Source organism: Rhizobium sp. LEGMi-198b (assembly GCF_054114205.1).
Genome location: NZ_JBSYVH010000002.1, coordinates 120331 through 141420, shown reverse-complemented (window position 1 = coordinate 141420; position 21090 = coordinate 120331). Strand labels below are relative to the sequence as shown.

Here is a 21090-nt window from a genome sequence, read left to right as displayed (position 1 = left end):
GTCGCGTGCCCTTCCATTTCTGCAGGAGTATTCGATGTCTTCCTTTGATTTCGATCTTTTCGTCATTGGCGGCGGTTCCGGTGGCGTGCGCGGCGCGCGCGTTGCCGCGTCCCTCGGGAAGAAGGTCGGCATCGCGGAGGAATATCGTTATGGCGGCACCTGCGTTATCCGCGGCTGCGTTCCGAAGAAGCTCTTTGTCTACGCTTCGCAATACAGCGAGCATTTTGAGGATGCGACGGGATTCGGCTGGACGGTGGGCGAAAGCACCTTCGACTGGAAGAAGCTGATCGAAGCGAAGGATAAAGAAATCGCCCGCCTGGAAGGGCTCTATCGCAAGGGGCTCGACAATGCCAAGGCCGAGATCTTCGATACTCGCGCCGAGCTGGTGGATGCCCATACGATCCGTCTGCTGAAAACAGGCAGAACCGTCACCGCCGAAACGATCGTTGTCGCCACCGGCGGTACGCCGAACCTCCATGCGGCGCTGCCCGGCCACGAACTCTGCATCTCTTCCAACGAGGCTTTCCACCTGGAGGAGCTGCCGAAGTCCATCCTGATCGCCGGCGGCGGCTATATCGCCGTGGAATTCGCCAACATCTTCCACGGGCTCGGTGTCGAGACGACGTTGATCTATCGCGGCGCCGAGATCCTTTCGCGCTTCGACCAGGACCTGCGCAAGGGCCTGCATGAGGCAATGGAGGCCAAGGGCATTCGCATCCTCTGCCATGACATCATCGAGAGCGTGACGAAGACGGACGATGGCCTGAGCGTTCTGACGAAGAACGACAAGCGGCTGACGGTGGACACGGTGATGCTGGCGCTCGGCCGCACGCCGAACACGAAGAATATCGGGCTCGAAGCTGCCGGCGTAGCGATCAACGAACTCGGCGCCATCATCGTCGACGAATATTCGCGGACATCGGTGCCGAACATCTATGCGCTTGGCGATGTCACCGATCGGGTACAATTGACGCCGGTGGCGATCCACGAGGCAATGTGCTTCATCGAAACCGTCTACAAGAACAATCCGACCCGTCCGGATCATGAACTGATCCCGACTGCCGTTTTCTCGCAGCCGGAGATCGGCACGGTGGGCCTGACTGAAGAGGAAGCCGCCAAGCGTTATCCGGAACTCGAAGTCTATCGCGCCCAGTTCCGGCCGATGAAAGCGACCTTGTCGGGTCGTAGTGAGAAGATGATCATGAAGCTGATCGTCAATGCCGCCGACCGCAAGGTGATCGGAGCGCATATTCTCGGCCACGACGCCGGCGAGATGGCGCAGCTTCTCGGCATTCCCGTAAAAGCCGGCTGCACCAAGGAAGATTTCGACCGCACCATGGCCGTTCACCCGACGGCCTCCGAAGAGCTGGTGACGATGTACACGCCAAGCTATCGCATCCGCAACGGCGAGCGCGTATAAGGAATAGGGTAGTAATTCCACGGTGCATAAAAGACCTCTCGAAGAGATGGTTCGCCTTTGCAAGCGGCGGGCAAAGGTTTATAAGCGCGCGTTATTTATGGCGACGGGACACTTGGCAAAGACCGGGTGCGGAAACAGGTGAGTGAGATGGCAGACAATTGGACACCGAGCAGTTGGCGGCAAAAACCGATCCAGCAGGTGCCGGAATATCCGGATCAGGCAGCGCTGGAGGCTACCGAAGCGCAGCTTGCAAGCTATCCGCCGCTCGTTTTTGCCGGTGAAGCTCGTCGTCTGAAGGCGCATCTTGCCAACGTCGCCGAAGGCAATGGTTTTCTGCTGCAGGGTGGTGACTGCGCCGAAAGCTTCGCTGAGCATGGCGCCGACACGATCCGCGACTTCTTCCGTGCCTTCCTGCAGATGGCCGTCGTCCTCACGTTTGGTGCGCAACTGCCTGTCGTGAAGGTCGGCCGCATTGCCGGTCAGTTTGCCAAGCCGCGGTCTTCGAACATCGAAACGCAGAATGGTGTCTCGCTGCCGAGCTATCGCGGCGACATCATCAACGGCATCGAGTTCACCGAAGAAGCGCGCATCCCCAATCCGGATCGTCAGATGATGGCCTACCGCCAGTCTGCCGCGACGCTGAATCTGCTGCGTGCTTTTGCCATGGGCGGCTACGCCAACCTGGAAAACGTGCAGAAGTGGATGCTCGGCTTCGTCAAGGACAGCCCGCAGGGCGAGCGCTACCGCAAGCTTGCCGATCGTATCGGCGAGACCATGGATTTCATGAGAGCGATCGGCATCACGGCCGAGAGCAATGCGAGCCTGCGCGAGACCGATTTCTTCACCAGCCATGAGGCGCTGCTTCTGGGCTATGAAGAAGCCTTCACCCGCGTCGATTCCACGACTGGCGACTGGTATGCGACCTCGGGCCATATGCTCTGGATTGGCGACCGCACGCGCCAGGCCGATCATGCCCATGTCGAGTATTTCCGTGGCATCAAGAACCCGATCGGTCTGAAGTGCGGTCCTTCGCTGCAGGCGGACGATCTCATCAACCTGATCGATGTTCTGAACCCGCAGAACGAAGCCGGCCGCCTGACGCTGATCTGCCGCTTCGGCCACGACAAGGTTGCCGACAACCTGCCGCGCCTCATCCGTGCCGTCGAGCGCGAGGGCCGCAAGGTCGTATGGTCCTGCGATCCGATGCACGGCAATACGATCACGCTCAACAACTACAAGACGCGTCCGTTCGAACGCATCCTGTCGGAAGTGGAAAGCTTCTTCCAAATCCATCGCGCCGAAGGCACGCATCCGGGCGGCATCCACATCGAGATGACCGGCAAGGATGTGACCGAATGCACGGGCGGCGCCCGCGCCGTCGGCGCCGAGGATCTTCAGGATCGTTACCACACCCATTGCGACCCGCGTCTCAATGCCGACCAGGCGCTCGAGCTGGCGTTCCTGCTCGCCGAACGCATGAAGGGCGGCCGCGACGAAAAGCGTCTGCGCGCACACGGCTGATCGAAGCTGTAAAATCATCATCTGCGAAAAGGGTCGGTTATGCCGGCCCTTTTCTTTTGTGCTCTTGCAATCAATCTCGCTGAATCCTGCTTCATTTCTTTGCATTTGACGCGAACGACATCATCGTCAAACTTGTTGAAAAAGAGAGGGATCAGCATGAACGACGATCACACCGGTGCCTGCCTTTGCGGCAGCGTACGTTTCAAGACACATGGCCCATTGCGGGAGGTGGTCGGCTGCCACTGCTCGCAATGCCGCAAGCAGACGGGGCTCTATTACGCGGCGACTAATGTCCCCCTCGACAACATCACGATCGAAGGCGAAGACGCGATCACCTGGTACCGCGCCAGCTCCTTTGCCCGTCGCGGTTTCTGCCGAACCTGCGGTTCGGCGCTTTTCTGGGTAGCTGACGAGGCCAAGGAAATCTCGATCATGGCCGGCCTCTTCGACAGCCCCAGCGATCTGAAACTGGCCTATCATATCTACTGCGCCGACAAGGGCGATTTTTACGAGATCGACGATGGATTGCCGCAATACAGACAGGGCCGGCCGGGATTGCTGACGGCGGGGCCTTCGGATTAGGTTCTTGTCGGCTGGCGCGACACTTCCAAAGCCTCGCAACTACCGCCTCGACGGGCGATCCGACTATCTGCTGCCCGAGGTCAGCCAGCTTAGACGATCGACCCGCCGCTACTCTTGTCTTCGATCCTACTGCTCAGCCGTGCGAATTCCTCGCGCAAGGCGGATAGTTCCGTCAGAACGTGCAGGTCGATCTTCTGATGCAGGGAGAGAACTTCCAGTTCCGCCTTGAGATTGACTTCGTAGTCCTTTGCGGCCTCGAAGCGGTCGCGTTCGGCCTGGCGGTTCTGGGACATCATGATGATCGGGGCCTGGATCGCGGCGAGCATGGAGAGGACGAGGTTGAGGAAAATGAAGGGATAGGGGTCGAAGGCGCGGGTCATCAGCACGATGGTGTTGACGACGCACCAGACGACGAGGAACGCCAGGAAGGCGAGTATGAAAGACCAGGAGCCGCCGACGCGGGCAATGCTGTCGGCGAGGCGTGCGCCCGTGGATGCCTCGGCAGAAAAGGCAGCGTTGATGTCGGTGGAAACGATTTTCCGCTCATGCGCCTTTTTCAATACACGCTTTTCGATCTCGCCGAGTTCCTCGGCCGTTTTGTCGAAATGCTGATGAACGAAATTGGGTAGATTATACATGGGAACGCTCCGAAGACTTGGTCGCTTTGGCCGCAAGTATTCGACTGCCCGATGGAATTGCAATGCAAAAAGGGTTGCAGTGTAGAGCGGTTCAGCGTTTCACGGAATCGCTCTCATCCGAGAGGATCGCTTTTGGACGTACCAACAAGCTTGACTAAGACGGATACTTCGCACTTTTCCTGGAATTGCTCTAACTGCCCTGGCCGACCAGCCAGGCATGCGACGGGAAGAAGCGGTCGAGCCCATATTCGTGTCCGAACATGACGTCATGCTGCAGGGAGCGGTAGTCGCGCATTAGCGGATCGAGGTTTTGCTCCTTGCGAGCCCAATCCGGAAACGCCTGATTGTCGCGCGTCGCGAGCTGATAACGATCGATGATCGTGTATTTCTTCTGCAGACGCCCGAGAAATCCGGTGTAGAAAGGGTGCTCGTAGCCGGCGGTCTTCAGGATATGATAGGGCAGTTGCGACGGGCTGATCGTTCCGACATCCCTACGCACGCCCTTTTTGCTCGACCAGATGACCAGCGGTGTTTCATGCTGCCGCTTCATCACATCGAGCGACGCTTTTCGGGTCGCCACCTGTTCGGGCATGTAATTCGTATCCGGATAGACCGTGCCAAGCGGCGGCAGATGATCGCCCCAGAGGACGATAATCGTCTCGCGATCGCGCTTCGAAGCCCAATCCATCAGCGTTTTCAAGCTCTGGTCGGCTTCCCGAACGCCTTGCGCATAGGTCGCGAGCGTGTCGCGATCGGCGTCGCTCAGATCGCCTTTGATATCGACCGTATTCTCGGCGTAGCGATGCGCTTCATAGGGACCGTGACCCTGCAGGGTGACAGCGAAGAAGAAAAACGGCCGCTCCATGGCGTCGCCCTCGCGCATGATCTCCTTCATCAGCGAGTCGTCGGAGGCAAAAAGGCCGCGTTTTTCCATAGGCGGCATGGTCTCCTCGGTGCGGAACTCCTCGAAACCGAAAGCCTTGTAGACTTCGTTGCGGTTCCAGAACCAGCCGCTGAACGGATGGATGGAACGCGCTGCATAGCCTTCGCCGCGGAAGAAGGTGGCAAGTGAGGGCATCGGCCGACGCACATACTGCTGGTAGGGAATGCTGCCATAGGGCAGGAAGGCGTTGGAGAAGCCGGTCAGTGCCTCGAACTCGACATTGGCGGTCATGCCGCCGAATTCGGGAGAGAAGACATAGCCCGACTGCGCCGCGCGGATGTTCGGCATGGGATCGGGCGTGAAGGTCAGATTGGAAAGCCTGGTCGGATCCCAAAAAGACTCGCTCATCAGCATGATGATGTCGGGCTTTTCGCGTGGGCCGGAAAGATAGCCATAATTGCGGGCGGGTATGGCGTCGATCGCATTTGGTCCATATCCGCCAGGCGCTTTGACGTCCGCCATCGGCAGGTTGAGCGAGAAAGCGATGATGAAGCCGTTGTAAGCGTAATTTTCCTTCTGATCCCAGACGATGGGGATGATGCGCAGTTTTTCGCGGATGAACGAATTTTGCGTCGGATCCATCTGCGAGACGAAGACGGTCATGAGCGGCAGGCAGACGGAGAGCCGCGCGACCCTCTCATTGCGCGAAAGCGCTGTCGCATGTCGCCAGGCGTAGCGCCAGAGGAAGGCGAGCGCGACAATCGAGGCGATGATGCCGACGGCAACCGCAGCCGCGGTCCACGGGCGCTCACGCACGATCACCGGCATGAGTTCCAGGATCTGGTGCGCAAAAAGGAAATCCGAAGGATAAAGGGGATCGGAAAGATAATACTGTTTCTGGTTGGAGATAAGGGCCGGAACCAGCACCAGAGGCACAACCACCAAGATCGATTGATGCGCGCGGCCGAACACGGCGTCAAGCGCGAGCATCAGGAGCATGACGATGCCGATCGTAGCGAAGCCGGGATGAATAGGCGAATCGAAATAGCCGGGAAGATCCGTCAGCTCACCACGCGCAATCCACTCGACGGCGATGACGGTGAAGAGCGCAAGCAGGAAGGTCAGCGCAAGGCTCTGAAGCTGGCGTAAAACCGTCGATTGCCGGCTCGCCGCACCAAGCTTTTGCAGAATGGCAAATCTGCCAGCCAACACGGAACTGGGGATCAAGGCGACCAACGGCCCTCTCCAATTGTTACAAAACCGTCACATAATTGTCGCCTCTCTGTCATGAATGGCGGCTGAACCGCAAGGCTTACTTAGTATTTTTTGGTGGCGAAATATGTCCTCTGCGAGCAGCGCCATCTTTGGCGCTTGAAGAGGGCCGAAGGCTGTTGCGGAACGGGGTGGCGCTCGCTAAATATATGGCATGACAGAACAAAGCCCCATCACCCAGACCATCCGGATCGCTGTCGCGCAACTCAACCCGACAGTCGGCGATGTCTCCGGCAACCTTGCCAAGGCGCGGGAAGCGCGGGCCGAGGCGGCGCGCGAGGGCGCGCAGCTCGTGTTGCTGACGGAGCTGTTCATCTCCGGTTATCCGCCAGAGGATCTGGTGTTGAAACCAGCCTTTATCCGCGCCTGCCGGAAAGCTGTGGAGAGCCTTGCTGCGGATACTGCCGATGGCGGCCCGGGCGTTGTCATCGGCTTTCCCCGCCAGGACGACACCGGTCGCTACAATTCGGTCGCTGTGCTCGACGGCGGCAAGATCATCTTCATCAGAGACAAGGTCGATCTGCCGAACTATGGCGAGTTCGACGAGAAGCGGGTCTTCGATGAAGGTACCGTTGCGGGGCCGGTCAATTTTCGGGGTGTTCGCATCGGTCTCCCCATTTGCGAGGAAATCTGGAACGATCTCGGCATCTGCGAAACGCTAGCCGAAAGCGGGGCGGAAATTCTTCTGGTTCCGAACGGCTCGCCCTACTATCGCGGCAAGGTCGATGTCCGTCACCAGGTCGCGTTACGGCAAGTGATCGAGTCGGGTTTGCCGCTCATCTTTGCGGCCCAGGTTGGCGGTCAGGACGAACTGGTTTTCGACGGTGCAAGCTTCGGCTTCAACGCCGACAAAACTCTGGCCTTCCAGATGAGCCAGTTCGAAACCGCGTTGGCGGTGACGACCTGGAAGAAGAACGGCAATGGCTGGCATTGCGCCGAGGGTCCGATGGCGCATATTCCGGAAGGCGAGGAGGCCGATTATCGCGCCTGCCTGCTGGGTTTCCGCGACTATGTGAACAAGAACGGCTTCAAATCGGTCGTGCTTGGTCTTTCCGGCGGCATCGACTCGGCGATCTGCGCTGCGATTGCCGTCGATGCGCTGGGCGAGGAGCGGGTGCGCACCGTCATGCTGCCCTACCGCTATACATCGGAGGATTCCCTGAAGGATGCGGCCGATTGTGCCAAGGCACTCGGCTGCCGCTACGACATCGTGCCAATCGAGGAGCCGGTGACCGGCTTCACCTCGGCGCTTTCCGATCTATTCGAAGGGACCGACAGCGGCATTACCGAGGAAAATCTGCAGAGCCGTGCCCGCGGCACCATTCTCATGGCGATTTCCAACAAATTCGGCTCGATGGTGGTGACCACGGGCAACAAGTCGGAAATGTCTGTTGGATATGCCACGCTCTATGGCGACATGAACGGCGGCTTCAATCCGATCAAGGATCTCTACAAGATGCAGGTCTATGCGTTGTCGCGCTGGCGCAATCTGCATGTGCCGCCGGGAGCGCTTGGCCCATCGGGAGAGGTGATCCCGTTCAACATCATCGACAAGGCGCCGTCTGCCGAGCTGCGGCCGAACCAGACGGACCAGGATTCGCTACCGCCCTATCCGGTGCTCGACGACATCCTCGAGTGCCTGGTGGAAAAGGAAATGGCGGTCGAGGAGATCGTTGCGCGCGGGCATGACGTCGCCACCGTCCATCGCGTCGAGCATCTGCTTTATCTCGCCGAATACAAGCGCCGCCAGTCGGCGCCGGGCGTGAAGATCACCAAGAAGAATTTCGGTCGCGATCGGCGCTATCCGATCACCAACCGGTTCCGCGATCGTTGATCGCAGTCCCCTACGGCGAATGGAGAGGCAATGCGCAGCTCGGTCGAGATCTACAATATCCGCACCGGTGAAAACCGCGTCGTCTGGCAGACCGAGCGGCTGGTCGAGGCGCCGAACTTTTCGCCGGATGGGCGCTACCTCCTGCTGAACGGCGATGGCCTGCTTTATCGGCTTCCGCTAGACGGCAAGGCCGAGGCCGTTCAGGTCGATACCGGTTTTGCGACGCTCTGCAACAACGACCACGGCATATCGCCCGACGGTTCCCTGATCGCCATTTCCGACAAAACGGAACACGGCAAGTCTTGCATCTATGTGCTGCCGGCCGAAGGCGGCACCCCGCGGCAAGTGACGCGCAATCTGCCCTCCTATTGGCATGGCTGGTCGCCCGATGGGCGGCGGTTTTCCTATTGCGGCATTCGCGACGATATCTTCGATATCTATACGATCTCGATCGACGGCGGCGAAGAGACACGGCTGACGCATGGCGAGGGACGCAATGACGGCCCTGACTATTCCGCCGATGGGCAATGGATCTATTTCAACTCCAGCCGCACTGGTCTGATGCAGATATGGCGCATCCATCCCGATGGGACCGGGCTACAACAGATCACCAACGACAACTACGGCAACTGGTTCGCCCATCCGTCGCCGAAGAACGATAAGGTCGTGCTGATCTCCTACGATCCAGATGTCTTCGACCATCCGCGCGATCTCCATGTCCGGCTGCGGCTGATGGATATGGATGGCGGCAATCTGACGACGCTGTTCGAGCTCTTCGGCGGGCAGGGGACGATCAATGTGCCGAACTGGGCGCCCAATGGCGATGAGTTCGCCTATGTCCGCTACGAGCCGGCCTGATCGCTCTGGACAGGCCAGACGGCTCGCGATAAGTTCCGGATCGTTCGCAGGGCGCATCCGATCCGCGGGAAGGGCAAGGCCCACCTGATGCATAGAACGTAAGACTGCCACACCTCTTTTCAGTCTGTGGGCGCGGATACCGGACGTGAATGAAAGGAGGTCTTTCGTGACCACGCGCTCTCTGGCGGGCAATGCCACCGTCGATTCCCTGAAAAAACAGGCCAAGGCTTTTCTGAAAGCCGTTCATTCCGGTGATTCATCGGCACGCAGTCGCGTCGCACCGTATTTCGCCGATGCGCTCGAAGTCGGGCTTCAGGACATCCAGCTTGTTCTTGCCCGCGAATATGGCTTCTCAAGCTGGACGAAACTCAAGGCGCATCTGGAAAGCGCCAATCGCGAGCAAACTCCCCTAGATCAGCTTGCCAATCAATTCCTGTCGCTGGCGACGGTTTCCTATTTCTCCCACGTTCCGGCAGATCCGGCACGCTTCGAGGAGGCGCTGCAATTGCTGGAGGCTCATCGTGAAATTACCGGGGACAGCATCTACATTGCCGCGGCGCTTGGCGACGCCGCCGGTGTGGCGCGCTGGCTCGATCGCCAGCCACAGCTTCTCGATCGGAAAGGCGGGCCTTACGATTGGCCGCCCTTGCTCTATGCCGCCTATGCTCGTTTGCCCGGTCGGTCCAGCTTGTCGGCGGCGCGAGTCCTTGTCGAGCGTGGGGCCGATCCCGACGCCTTCTTCCTCGACGGCGGCCAATATCGCTTCACGGCGCTGACCGGCGTCTTCGGAGAGGGCGAAGCCGGCAAGGTCCGGCAGCCGCCACACCCTGATTGGGAGGCTTTCGCGCGCCTATTGCTCGACGCCGGCGCGGAAGTGAATGACAGCCAGGCGCTCTATAACCGGATGTTCGAGCCCGACAATTCCTGCCTGGAATTGCTGCTTGAATACGGGCTTTCCGCCGCCGACAAGAACAATTGGCTGGTGCGCGAAGACGGTCTGATGGTGGCGAATTCGCAGACGGTGTTCGACTATCAACTGGCTTGGGCCTGTGAAAAGCGCATGGGCGCGCGTCAGGCTGCTGGTCGAGAATGGGGCTGACGTCAACAAGCCGGTCAATGGCCGAACGCCCTTCGAATGGGCGCGGATCGGTGGCGACAAGGATCTTGCGCTATACCTTGTACAGAAGGGCGCTGTTGCCGTTCGCTTGAAGCAGGAGGATTGGCTTTACCTTCAAATAATGACCGGCGAAATATCGATTGACCAAATGAGACGAATGGTGCCGGACCTCGACATTCCCGCGGCGATGCGGCGAACCCACCCAGCAATGCTGCACGAAGCTGCGGCGGACAATGCCTTCGAGCCCGTTCGCCGCATGCTGGCCCTCGGCCTCGACATCAACGCCATGACCAGCCGCACGCCGCTGCATGAGGCTGCCTTGCATGGCCACATCGATATGGCGAAGTTGCTGATCGAACACGGCGCCGATACCACTATCCGCGATGCCTATTACTATTCACCGCCGATCGATTGGGCGGAGTATAACGGCAAGGAGGAGATGGTCGAATTCCTGAAGACACAACCACTCGATATCTTTGCCGCGGCTGCCTTTGGCCAAGTTGAGCGATTGGCCGCATATCTGAATACGCATCCTGACCGGATGAACATCCGCTTCGGCGATTTCCGTCCACACGGACAGGCGAGCGTAGAGCGCGACTGGTTGACGCCGCTCGGCTTTGCGATCCGCAATGCTCAGGTCGATGCGATGCGCCTTCTGCTGGAGCACGGCGCGGATCGTTCGGTGAGGGATGCATCCGGCCGCTCATACAGGGATCTGGCGCGGGAGACAGGCAATGAGGCGATCGTCTCGCTGCTCAAAGCGCCTATTGTGCCGGCTGAGGACCAGCCGTCTTTGGATGTTTGAGATCGAGGCTGCCCTGGTCGGTCGCGAGGAATTGCGGCCCGACCTGGCGCACCTTGTTTGCTGAGGGATCGTAAGGCCGGTCCGCCGGCATTTGTCTGGGCTGAATTTGGGTAATCGACGGTGCCGGTGTCGCCGGCATCTGCCGTTGTGGCAGCGTCGCGTCTGTCCGGGGCTTCTGCGTCTCGATGCTTGTGACCGAGCTTTCCGGTTCCGCCAGCGACTGCTCTTCAGGCGCATAGGGTTCCGGCTTCAGTCGGGTATTGATAACAGTGTCCGGCTGGGCCGAAGCCGGGGCGTTGCAGCCCTGCCGTTGCATGGCAATGAGCAATTGCCGGCGCTGTGCCCTTTCAGCGTCGATGCGGGTCAAGCTCAGCTCACGTTCATCCATCAGTGAACCCAGGTCCTGCTCCATGCGGTCTAGCGAGTTCTCCATTTCATCGCAGTCGCCGCTATCGCCTGAGCCGCCGATATTCACCATGCTGCTGTCGTAAGAGCAGCCCTGAATGCGCATATCGCTCTTGAGCCGGCGGATCATGGTATTTTGTTGGGCGATGGCGCGAGAAAGCTGCCGTGTCTCGGTACTGGCGCCGACAACTTCCGTGATATTAGCATACCGGCCATGCAGTTCGTCGCAGATGGTATTCGTCTGTGCAAAAGCCGGCGATGCAGCCAGCAGGGACAGTAAAAGACAAGAGACGTAATTTCTGCCGCGGTTCACGATTTTGCTCTTCGAAAGCGGTTCGACTTTGAAAAACGATACAGCGTGGAGCTTAACAACAAACCTATCAGAAATACGGTTCGGATGGGAAAATTCTTGCGAAAGAATCGAAGAGGCAGCTCGGTTTGCCACTTGTCGCCGTCTGGTGAGATTGGCAGGCAAGTTATTGTCGGCACGATCAGAGGTGGGTTGCCAAGAGCTCGCCGGTGGCCGCCTCAGAAGACGGCACCGACGAGCGTGTTCGCTCAATTCGGCTGAGAAGCCTCGACCACAGCGAGGGCCGCCATGTTGACGACGCCGCGCGACGTGACAGAGGGCGACAGGATGTGCGCCGGAAGCGCCGTGCCGAGCAGGATCGGGCCGACATGCAGGCCATCGGTCATGGTCTTGACCACACCAAGCGTGATGTTGGCCGCGTCAAGATTTGGGAAGACGAGCAGGTTCGCTTCGCCGGAAAGCGTGCTGTCGGGCATGACGTGGCGGCGCAGGCTTTCGGAAATAGCGCTGTCGCCGTGCATTTCGCCGTCGACTTCCAGCTCCGGTGCCATCTCGCGGACAAGCGCCAGCGCCTTGCGCATCTTGGTTGCGCTTTCCGACTCCCGCGAACCGAAGTTCGAATGCGAAACGAGGGCGGCGCGGGGCGAGATGCCGAAACGTTTGATTTCTTCGGCCGCCAGCACCGTTGACTCGGCGATCTCCTCAGCATTCGGATTAAAGTTGACATAGGTGTCGGTGTAGAACGTCGCGCCACGCTGCGAGATCAGCAGGCTGAGCGCCGAGAAGTCGCGAACATCGGAGCGTTTGCCGATGATCTGGCGGACGATGCGCAGATGGCGCTCGTAACGGCCTTCGAGGCCGCAGATCAGCGCGTCGGCTTCGCCGCGCTTTACTGCCAGGGCGCCGATGACCGTGGTGTTGGTGCGCACGATCGTTCGCGCCGCTTCCGGAATGACGCCGCTGCGGCCGACCAGCGAGAAGTAGAGGTCGACATATTCGCGGAAGCGCGGATCGTCTTCCGGATTGATGACGGCGAAATCGGTGTTCGGCCGGATCTTCAAGCCATAGCGCTTCAGACGGGTCTCGATAACGGAGGGACGTCCGATCAGGATCGGAGCAGCGGTGCCCTCTTCGAGAAGAACCTGGGCAGCGCGCAGTACGCGCTCATCCTCGCCTTCGGAGAAGACGACGCGCTTGCGCTCTGCGATCTTCGCGGCGGCGAAGATCGGCTTCATGATGAAGCCCGAGCGGAAGACGAAGCGGTTGAGTTCGTCCATATAGGCGTCGAAATCGGCAATGGGGCGCAGGGCCACGCCACTTTCGGCCGCGGCTCTCGCAACGGCAGGCGCAATGCGCAGGATCAGACGCGGATCGAAGGGCGAGGGGATCAGATAATTCGGCCCGAAGACCGGCGTTTCGCCGCTATAGGCGCGGGCGGCGACATCGGACGGCTCCTCGCGGGCAAGCGAGGCGATGGCGCGCACTGCGGCCATCTTCATTTCCTCATTGATCGTCTTGGCGCCGCAATCGAGCGCCCCCCGGAAGATGTAGGGGAAACAGAGGACGTTGTTGACCTGGTTCGGAAAATCCGAGCGGCCGGTGCAGATCATCGCGTCCGGCCGGGCGGCACGGGCGAGATCCGGCATGATTTCGGGTGTCGGATTGGCGAGCGCCATGATCAGCGGCTTTTCCGCCATCTGCTCCAGCAGCTCGGGCTTCAGCACGCCGGCGGCGGAGAGGCCCAGAAAGACGTCGGCGCCGGGGATCGACTCGGCAAGCACGCGCTTGTCGCTCTTCTGCGCATAAATGGACTTCCATTCGTCCATCAGCTCGGTACGGCCTTCATAGACGAGGCCCTCGATATCGTGGACCCAGATGTTTTCGCGCTTGGCGCCAAGGATGACCAGCAGGTTGAGGCAGGCGAGCGCGGCGGCGCCAGCGCCCGAGGCGACGATCTTGACCTCTTCGATCTTCTTCCCGGCCAATTCCAGCCCGTTGAGAATAGCGGCGGCAACGATGATGGCGGTGCCGTGCTGGTCGTCGTGGAAGACCGGGATTTCCATCTTCTCACGCAGACGACGTTCGACGTCGAAGCACTCGGGTGCCTTGATGTCCTCGAGATTGATGCCGCCGAAGGTCGGCTCCAGCGCCGAAATCGTGCTGACCATCTCATCGACGGTAGGCGCGGCGATTTCGACGTCGAAGACGTCGATGCCGGCAAATTTCTTGAAGAGTACAGCCTTGCCTTCCATCACCGGCTTGGAGGCAAGCGGACCGATATTGCCGAGACCGAGGACAGCCGAACCGTTTGATATGACCGCGACGAGATTGCCGCGCGAGGTGTAGTCGAAGGCCGTTTCCGGATTGTCGCGGATGGCGAGGCAGGGCGCGGCAACGCCGGGAGAATAGGCAAGCGCCAGGTCACGCTGGTTGCCGAGCGGCTTCGTCGCCTGGATTTCCAGCTTGCCGGGGCGGGGATAGCGATGAAAGAAGAGAGCCTGTTCGTCGAGATTGCCGCTCGCCATGTTCTTGGCTGCCTTCGATGTGTCGTGCGTATCCATCACGCTTCTCCGTTTCTGCTTGCGCACTCGCGCTTTTTGAGTCCCTGCATACATCAATCACTCAGGGTGCACAGTATGCAATTGACGCAGAGGAAAGGTTTTTTGTAGCGCCGTTTTCACAATTGTTTTCTTGTCCCGCAACGGTGACATTCGAGCCCGATGGTAAGCGAAAAGTGAATGCGTCATAAGGGGTTCATGGCGTGAGCCTATGAGGGCAAAAAACAGAGGAGCCTCCATGACCCTCATTGCTTCCCACCGCGGCGGTTCGCATCTTTGGCCCGAAAACACCAGGCTCGCCTTTTCCGAAACCGCTAAACTCGATGTCGATCTCGTCGAATTCGACGTGCATCAGACGCGTGACGACAAGCTCGTCGTCCATCACGACGCGCTGATCGACCGCATGACGGACGGCAAGGGCGCGATCGCCGACTTAAGCCATGACGAACTGATGCGCCATATCGTCATCGGCAGCGGCGGCGAGACCATTCCGACACTTGCCGAAACCATCGACATCTTCGGGCCGTCCCCGGTCGACCTTCGGCTGGAGATCAAGACGAGGCTGGACGGCAAACCCTATGCCGGCATGGAAGGCCGCATTGCGGACGAGTTGCTGGCGACCGACATGCTGAAGCGGACAATGTTGACCAGTTTCGCGCTCCCGCGCCTGGAAGCCTTCAGTGCCGCGCTTGAGGAGCGTGGCCTGAATGTCGGCGAGCTTCTCGGCCTCATCTTTCTCTGTTCGCCGCAGACAGCCGCGCAAATCGGCTGGAGAGGCATTCTTGCCGCGCTTGGCCGGTTTGGCGTCCACGAGATTGCCTTGCGGGCCGACACCATCGATGCCGAAGTGATGGACCTCTTTCGGAAAAGCGGCGTGACGGTGCATGGCTGGGCGGCGCATACGAGTGAAGCGGCAAGGGCGATGTTTCGCCTCGGCGTCGCAAGTTTCACAACCGATCGGCCGGATCTCGCCATAGCTGCAAAGCGCGGCTGATCGTCCGCAACAGGCCTCTCGCACAGGATTTGTCATCATCCTGAAACACGAGTCTGATTTTGGAATAGCCAACGTAGGATAGGGCACGGACATTGAGTTCGTGAATGAAAACATGAATGTCAGGCGGTTTCGAACGCTATTCATTTCTGACGTGCACCTGGGCTCGAAAGCAGCCAAGGCGGACTATCTGATCGATTTTCTGCGTCATCACGAAGCGGACACCATCTTCCTTGTCGGCGATATCGTTGACGGCTGGCGGCTGAAGCGCACTTGGTACTGGCCGCAGGATTGCAACGACGTGGTGCAGAAACTGCTGCGCAAGGCGCGCAAGGGCACCCGCATCGTCTATATCCCCGGCAATCACGACGAATTCCTGCGTGATTTCCCCGGCATGCATTTCGGCGGCATCGAAGTGGCCGAGCGGGCGATCCACGAGACCGCCGACGGCAAGAAGTATCTCGTCCTGCATGGCGACGAATTCGACGTCGTCGTTCGCAACGCGCGCCTGCTCGCCTATCTCGGCGATTGGGCCTACGATATGGCCATCCTGATCAATGTCGGCCTTGCCGCCGTTCGCCGCCGCCTGAACATGCCCTATTGGTCGTTCTCGGCCTGGGCGAAGCTTCAGGTCAAGCATGCGGTCAATTTCATCGGCGAGTTCCAGCGCGTCGTGGTCGAAGAGGCCAAGCGCAACGATGCCGACGGCGTCATCTGTGGCCACATCCATCATGCCGTCATCGAGGACTTCGATGGCATCCGCTACATCAACACAGGCGACTGGGTCGAAAGCTGCACGGCGATCGCCGAGCATGAAGACGGCACGTTCGAGCTGATCACCTGGCAGTCGATCACCGAGGCACAGCCGGTCAGCGCCGCCGTCGAGGATGTGTCGGAAGCGCTCGGGGCACAGGCGGCGTAATTTGCGCCGCTTCACGGGTCCGATAACGGCCCGTCACAATTTTTGATCGCTGCAATCTGACGACAGCCTCATATTTTATCCGAAACGTTTCGGTTCGGCTATTTCTCGCCATAGTCGTATTCACGATGGAGTGATAGGGAACAATCAGTTTCCCTTCAGGTCTGTCATGATTCCCGCGACAAAATCTCTCCCGGGCGAGGGCGCGCCTCCGCATTTTCGTCTGCGCACCGCCTTGTCCTATTGTGCTCCGTTGCTCGTCAACGGCATTGCTCTGCCGTTTTTCCCGGTTTGGCTGACGGGACTGAATTTCGGTGACCGCGAGATCGGTCTTATCCTCGCCGTGCCGATGGTGGTGCGCGTTCTCGTCGTGCCCATTGTCGGAATACTTGCCGATCGCGTGGATGAACGCGCGAACGTGTTGTTCTGGTCGGGCGCATTGTCACTGCTGACGGCGATCGCGCTTTATTGGACGAATGATTTCTGGCCGGTGTTGCTGGTCTACGCCATTCAGGGGGCGACATACGCGCCTTACGTCCCTGTCGTAGAATCGATTGCCATTTCCGGCGTGCGGCGCTGGGGGTTCGATTATGGCTCGATGCGCGTCTGGGGATCGATCGCCTTCATCTTCTCGACCCTTATCGGCGGTCAGATGATCGGCAAATGGGGCGCCACCATGGTTCTGCCCACCATGGTCGGGGGCTTCTTCCTGACAACCATGATGGCTTTCTTCTGTCCGCGCATCGGGCCGACACGCCGGCGCAATCAGCCGATCAACCTGCAGGCGCCGACCGGCGGTGGGCTGCGCTCGCCGCAATTGCTGATCACCATGATCGGTGTGTCGATACAGCAGTCGAGCCATGCCGTGATGTACACGTTTGCATCGATCTATTGGCGCAAACTCGGTTTTTCAGGCACAGAGATCGCCATTCTCTGGAGCGCAGGGGTAACGGCGGAGGTCATGGTTTTCTTCCTGTCGAAAACACTGAGCCGTCGCTTCAGTGCCTGGACGCTGATTTTCTTCGGTTCGAGCGTGTGCGTCCTGCGCTGGATACTGTTTCCGATCAATCTCGGTTTCGCCGGCTATCTCGTGCTGCAATGTCTTCACTCCTGCACCTATGCCTGCGTCCATACCGGCATTCAGCGCCGCATCGTTGCTTCGGTGCGGGAAACTCAGGAAGCATCGGCCCAGGGCTCCTATTTCTTTTATAACGGCATGTTCCTCGGGCTGATGACCCTGGCGTCCGGCTATCTTTACGCGTGGCTCGGTCCTTCCAGCTACTATGTCATGGCCGGTGTTGCCGCCTTCGGCCTCGCTATGGTGATCCTTGCCCGCAACCTTCAACCGCGCAGTTCCGCGTTTGGCGAAAGGGCGGGCGAGGCCTCCTGAGGCCGTGCGAAACGAATTCATTTGGATATCAAAATGCTATGGCCTATTTTGACATCGGCTTGGCATGGAAATCGCGTATGCACTCGGATATTAACCATTTGCGTCGAGCTGGGATTCCTGAGTCGGCGATTGTGACGCAAGACCTGAAAGACGCATGAGTTTGAAAGCAGCCGAACAGAAACCCGATGCACCAAGGATCGATGACGAGCCCGATGGCAACGGGCATCGCTATCGGCTGGAAGGCAATTGGCGCAGCGCCAATGTGCATGGCGTGCTGCGGCAGATCGATCAGCTTACGAAACAGCGCGGCGGCGATCAGGTGGTGATCGATCTTTCCGATCTCTCCGATGTCGATACCGCCGGTGCGCTACTGATCCGGCGCCTGAAGGAGAGCCAGGAAGGGCATGGCGCCAGCGTCAGGATCGAGGGCTCAAACCCCCATATCGATGAGCTGTTGACCGCCTTTACCGAGGAACCGGACAAAGAGGTCGCGGAGCCCAAGCCGAGGAAATCCTTGGCGGAACGGTTTTTTGCGCCGATCGGCGAAAGCGTCTACGAAATCTGGGGCAACCTCATCGCGGCCATGTACATTCTCGGTTCGGCGGTGCGCGGCGCGCAGCTCAAGTTTGGGCGCGGCAGCGGTGTGTCGCCCGCTTCGATCGTCAATCAGATCGACCACATGGCGGTGCGCGCCGTGCCGATCATCCTGCTGATGTCTTTTCTGATCGGCGCCATCATCGCGCAGCAGGGCGCATTCCAGCTTCGCTATTTCGGCGCCGAAATCTTCGTCGTCGATCTCGTCGGCATCCTGCAATTGCGTGAAATCGGCGTGCTTCTGACCGCCATCATGATCGCCGGCCGTTCGGGCAGCGCCATTACTGCCGAAATCGGATCGATGAAGATGCGCGAAGAAGTCGATGCGCTGAAGGTCATGGGTCTCAATCCGGTCGGCGTTCTGATCTTCCCGCGATTGGTGGCGTTGACCGTCGCGCTGCCCTTGCTGACGATCATTGCAAACTTCGCCTCGCTTGGCGGTGCGGCGGTGGTTGCCTGGGCCTATTCCGGTATCACCTTCGCCACTTTCGTTTCGCGCCTGCACGAAGCAATCAGTCTCTCCACCGTCATCTCGGGCATGATCAAGGCGCCGTTCATGGCGCTCGTCATCGGCATCGTTGCTGCGGTCGAAGGGCTGAAGGTGGGTGGCAGCGCCGAGTCTCTCGGTCAGCATGTGACGCAGTCCGTTGTGAAATCGATTTTCGTGGTGATCCTCATGGACGGGCTTTTTGCCATGTTCTATGCAGCGATCGATTTCTGAGGGTTGCCAAGGATGAGCGCGCTTCACTCGGAAATCCCGATGGATAAGGATGAGCAAGGCAGAGACGTCGTGCTATCGGCACGGGATGTCACCGTCGCTTTCGGATCGAAAGTGGTGCTCGATAAATTGAACCTGAATATTTACCGCGGCGAAATTCTGGGCTTCGTCGGCGCTTCCGGTGCGGGCAAATCGGTGCTGCTGCGCACGGTATTGCGACTGCTGCCGCGCCGTTCCGGCGTCATCGAGATTCTCGGCGAAGATTACGACAAGCTCTCGGAGCCGGAACGCAACGGGCTCGATATGCGCCTGGGCGTGCTTTTCCAGCAGGGGGCATTGTTTTCTTCCCTGACCGTGAAGGAAAACATTCAGGTGCCGATGCGGGAATATCTCGATCTGCCGCAGGCGCTGATGGACGAGCTGGCGCATCTGAAAATCCGGATGGTAGGGCTCGCCGCCGATGCCGCCGACAAATATCCGTCCGAGCTTTCCGGCGGCATGATCAAACGTGCCGCCCTCGCCAGGGCCTTGGCGCTCGATCCCGACCTCGTTTTCCTGGATGAGCCGACCTCCGGCCTCGATCCGATCGGCGCGGCGGAGTTCGACGAGCTGATTGCCAAGCTGCGGGATACGCTTGGCCTCACCGTCTATATGGTGACCCACGACCTCGACAGCCTTTTTTCCGTCTGCGACCGTATTGCCGTTCTCGGACAGAAACGGGTATTGGTGGAGGGTACGGTTGAGGACATGCTGGCCTGTGATGACCCATGGGTGCAGTCCTATTTCCGAGGCAAACGTGCGCGATCAATCGTGCCGCGGGAGGATATCGGGCATCGCAACGACGACAATGGCGCAGGCGCCCACAGCCGCGGGAAGTGACTAGAGACTATGGAAACCAAAGCCAATTATACGATCGTCGGGTTCTTTACGCTGCTGGTTATCGCGGCTGCCTTCGGCTTTGTCTATTGGATGGCGGAATATGGCCGCGGCGGTCCAATGGCCGAGCTGGTCGTTCGCATTCCCGGTTCGGCAAACGGCCTCAGCGTCGGCTCGCCCGTGCGCTTCAACGGCATTCAGGTCGGCTCGGTACAAGGGCTTTCGATCGATGCCGATGATCCGAACTATTCGCTGGCCTTTACCGAGGTGCGCGCCGACGCACCGGTCTATACGTCCACCAAGGCCATTCTAGAAATCCAGGGCCTGACGGGTGCCGCCTATATCGAGCTTTCGGGCGGCCGCAAGGGTGACGAGAACATCCTCAAGCGCTCGATCGAAACCGGTAAGCGGGCGGTATTGCTCGCCGATCAGTCGAGCGTGACAAACCTTCTCACCACCGCCGACAAGATCTTGAACCGCGCCAACGACACGATCGGCGACATACAGGGTTTCATCACCGATTCCCGCGGGCCGTTGACCGATACGGTGCGCAACGCTCAGAAGTTCTCCAAGGCGCTGGCTGACAATTCCGACAATATCGACAAATTCCTCGCCAGCGTCGGACAGCTCTCCGATACCATCAAGAGCGTGTCGCCACGCGTCGAGTCGACACTGGATGCGGTCGAGAAGCTGGTGCGCGCGGTCGACGCCAACAAGATCAACGACGTCGTCAACAATGCAGACAAGATCACCGCCAATGTGGCTGACGCGACGACCGATCTGAAGGCGACGATCGCCTCCTTCAAGCAGACGGCCGATACCTACACCACCTTCGGTCAGAACGCGCAAAAGACCCTCGACCGCGTCGACGCGATCGTGGCGCAAATCGATCCGAACAAGGTGAAGGGGTCGATGGACGATATCGCAGAGGTGACCAAGGACGCCCGGAAGGCCGTCATATCCATTCGCGATGTCGCCAATTCGGTGGCGGCCCATCAGCAAGATATCGACGTGACGATCGCCAATGCCAAGGATATTTCCAACAAGCTGAATTCCGCCTCCAACAAGGTCGACGGCATTCTTACCAAGGTCGATTCGCTGCTCGGCTCCGGTGATACGAAGTCGCTGTTTGCGGAAGCCAGGGACACGCTCCAGTCCTTCAAGACGATGGCGGACAATCTCAACGCCCGGATCGGGCCTATCGCCGATAACCTGCAGAAATTTTCGAGTGGCGGCCTGCGCGACGTGCAGTCTCTCATCAATGATATGCGAGGCACGGTTGACAATCTTAATAACACAATCACTAACTTTGACCGCAATCCGCAGCGCCTGATTTTCGGCGGCGATACCGTCAAGCAATATGATGGCCGGGCGCGGCGTTGATGAATAGCGATTTTTG

17 protein-coding genes are annotated in these 21090 nt (G+C 59.3%); 13 read left to right on the top strand and 4 right to left on the bottom strand.

Features of this window, described 5'->3' with window-relative positions; all coding sequences use genetic code 11:
- Nucleotides 1-34: 34 nt before the first annotated feature.
- From gor to ACXHXG_RS07345, 3 genes are all read left to right on the top strand, one after another.
- The gene (gor, locus tag ACXHXG_RS07355; RefSeq protein ID WP_457898897.1) at nucleotides 35-1420 is read left to right on the top strand and encodes a glutathione-disulfide reductase; all 1386 of its coding nucleotides are present in this window, start codon (nucleotides 35-37) and stop codon (nucleotides 1418-1420) included.
- Between the two features lie 147 nt (nucleotides 1421-1567).
- Entirely contained in the window at nucleotides 1568-2941 is a 1374-nt protein-coding gene (locus tag ACXHXG_RS07350; protein ID WP_104823286.1) for a class II 3-deoxy-7-phosphoheptulonate synthase, read from the top strand.
- Nucleotides 2942-3097: 156 nt separating this feature from the next.
- Nucleotides 3098-3523: a GFA family protein gene (locus ACXHXG_RS07345; protein ID WP_104823285.1), complete on the top strand. Its 426-nt coding sequence runs from the start codon at nucleotides 3098-3100 to the stop codon at nucleotides 3521-3523.
- 89 nt (nucleotides 3524-3612) lie between these two features.
- Here the strand turns inward: ACXHXG_RS07345 and ACXHXG_RS07340 are convergent, their stop codons facing one another.
- Both ACXHXG_RS07340 and ACXHXG_RS07335 read right to left on the bottom strand, forming a co-directional pair.
- Entirely contained in the window at nucleotides 3613-4161 is a 549-nt protein-coding gene (locus ACXHXG_RS07340) for a DUF1003 domain-containing protein (RefSeq protein WP_104823284.1), read from the bottom strand.
- A gap of 190 nt (nucleotides 4162-4351) precedes the next feature.
- Nucleotides 4352-6280 carry an LTA synthase family protein gene (locus ACXHXG_RS07335; protein ID WP_457898896.1) on the bottom strand — a complete coding sequence of 643 codons (1929 nt, stop codon included), beginning with the start codon at nucleotides 6278-6280 and terminating at the stop codon, nucleotides 4352-4354.
- Nucleotides 6281-6470: 190 nt separating this feature from the next.
- Between ACXHXG_RS07335 and ACXHXG_RS07330 the strand changes: the two genes are divergently transcribed.
- The 4 genes from ACXHXG_RS07330 to ACXHXG_RS07315 all read left to right on the top strand — a co-directional run bounded on the left by ACXHXG_RS07330 (nucleotide 6471) and on the right by ACXHXG_RS07315 (nucleotide 10930).
- A complete protein-coding gene (locus tag ACXHXG_RS07330) occupies nucleotides 6471-8150 on the top strand; it encodes an NAD+ synthase (RefSeq protein ID WP_285167328.1) in 1680 nt (559 codons plus the stop codon).
- Between the two features lie 30 nt (nucleotides 8151-8180).
- Nucleotides 8181-9008, top strand: coding sequence for a TolB family protein (locus ACXHXG_RS07325; RefSeq protein ID WP_283050647.1), 828 nt, complete (start codon nucleotides 8181-8183; stop codon nucleotides 9006-9008).
- Between the two features lie 166 nt (nucleotides 9009-9174).
- Nucleotides 9175-10107 carry an ankyrin repeat domain-containing protein gene (locus tag ACXHXG_RS07320; RefSeq protein ID WP_457898895.1) on the top strand — a complete coding sequence of 311 codons (933 nt, stop codon included), beginning with the start codon at nucleotides 9175-9177 and terminating at the stop codon, nucleotides 10105-10107.
- Nucleotides 10058-10930, top strand: coding sequence for an ankyrin repeat domain-containing protein (locus tag ACXHXG_RS07315; RefSeq protein WP_457898894.1), 873 nt, complete (start codon nucleotides 10058-10060; stop codon nucleotides 10928-10930). The genes ACXHXG_RS07320 and ACXHXG_RS07315 overlap by 50 nt, the downstream gene beginning before the upstream one ends.
- Here ACXHXG_RS07315 and ACXHXG_RS07310 read toward each other — a convergent pair.
- Nucleotides 10890-11810 carry a hypothetical protein gene (locus ACXHXG_RS07310; RefSeq protein WP_457898893.1) on the bottom strand — a complete coding sequence of 307 codons (921 nt, stop codon included), beginning with the start codon at nucleotides 11808-11810 and terminating at the stop codon, nucleotides 10890-10892. The genes ACXHXG_RS07315 and ACXHXG_RS07310 overlap by 41 nt on opposite strands.
- 83 nt (nucleotides 11811-11893) lie before the next feature.
- Entirely contained in the window at nucleotides 11894-14206 is a 2313-nt protein-coding gene (locus ACXHXG_RS07305; protein ID WP_283050643.1) for an NADP-dependent malic enzyme, read from the bottom strand.
- A 235-nt stretch (nucleotides 14207-14441) separates the two neighbouring features.
- Here ACXHXG_RS07305 and ACXHXG_RS07300 point away from each other — a divergent pair, with 235 nt between their 5' ends.
- From ACXHXG_RS07300 to ACXHXG_RS07275, 6 genes are all read left to right on the top strand, one after another.
- Nucleotides 14442-15197 (top strand): glycerophosphodiester phosphodiesterase, encoded by a 756-nt coding sequence (locus ACXHXG_RS07300; RefSeq protein WP_457898892.1) that lies wholly within the window; start codon nucleotides 14442-14444, stop codon nucleotides 15195-15197.
- 112 nt (nucleotides 15198-15309) lie between these two features.
- Nucleotides 15310-16116, top strand: coding sequence for a UDP-2,3-diacylglucosamine diphosphatase (locus tag ACXHXG_RS07295; protein ID WP_104823276.1), 807 nt, complete (start codon nucleotides 15310-15312; stop codon nucleotides 16114-16116).
- Between the two features lie 166 nt (nucleotides 16117-16282).
- Nucleotides 16283-17503, top strand: a complete 1221-nt coding sequence (locus ACXHXG_RS07290; RefSeq protein WP_104823275.1) for an MFS transporter — start codon at nucleotides 16283-16285, stop codon at nucleotides 17501-17503.
- A gap of 154 nt (nucleotides 17504-17657) precedes the next feature.
- On the top strand, nucleotides 17658-18818 hold the full coding sequence (locus ACXHXG_RS07285; protein ID WP_283050639.1) for an ABC transporter permease: 1161 nt from the start codon (nucleotides 17658-17660) through the stop codon (nucleotides 18816-18818).
- Nucleotides 18819-18830: 12 nt separating this feature from the next.
- Nucleotides 18831-19694, top strand: a complete 864-nt coding sequence (locus ACXHXG_RS07280; protein WP_104823273.1) for an ABC transporter ATP-binding protein — start codon at nucleotides 18831-18833, stop codon at nucleotides 19692-19694.
- 9 nt (nucleotides 19695-19703) lie between these two features.
- Nucleotides 19704-21074 (top strand): MlaD family protein, encoded by a 1371-nt coding sequence (locus ACXHXG_RS07275; RefSeq protein WP_104823272.1) that lies wholly within the window; start codon nucleotides 19704-19706, stop codon nucleotides 21072-21074.
- Nucleotides 21075-21090: the final 16 nt, after the last annotated feature.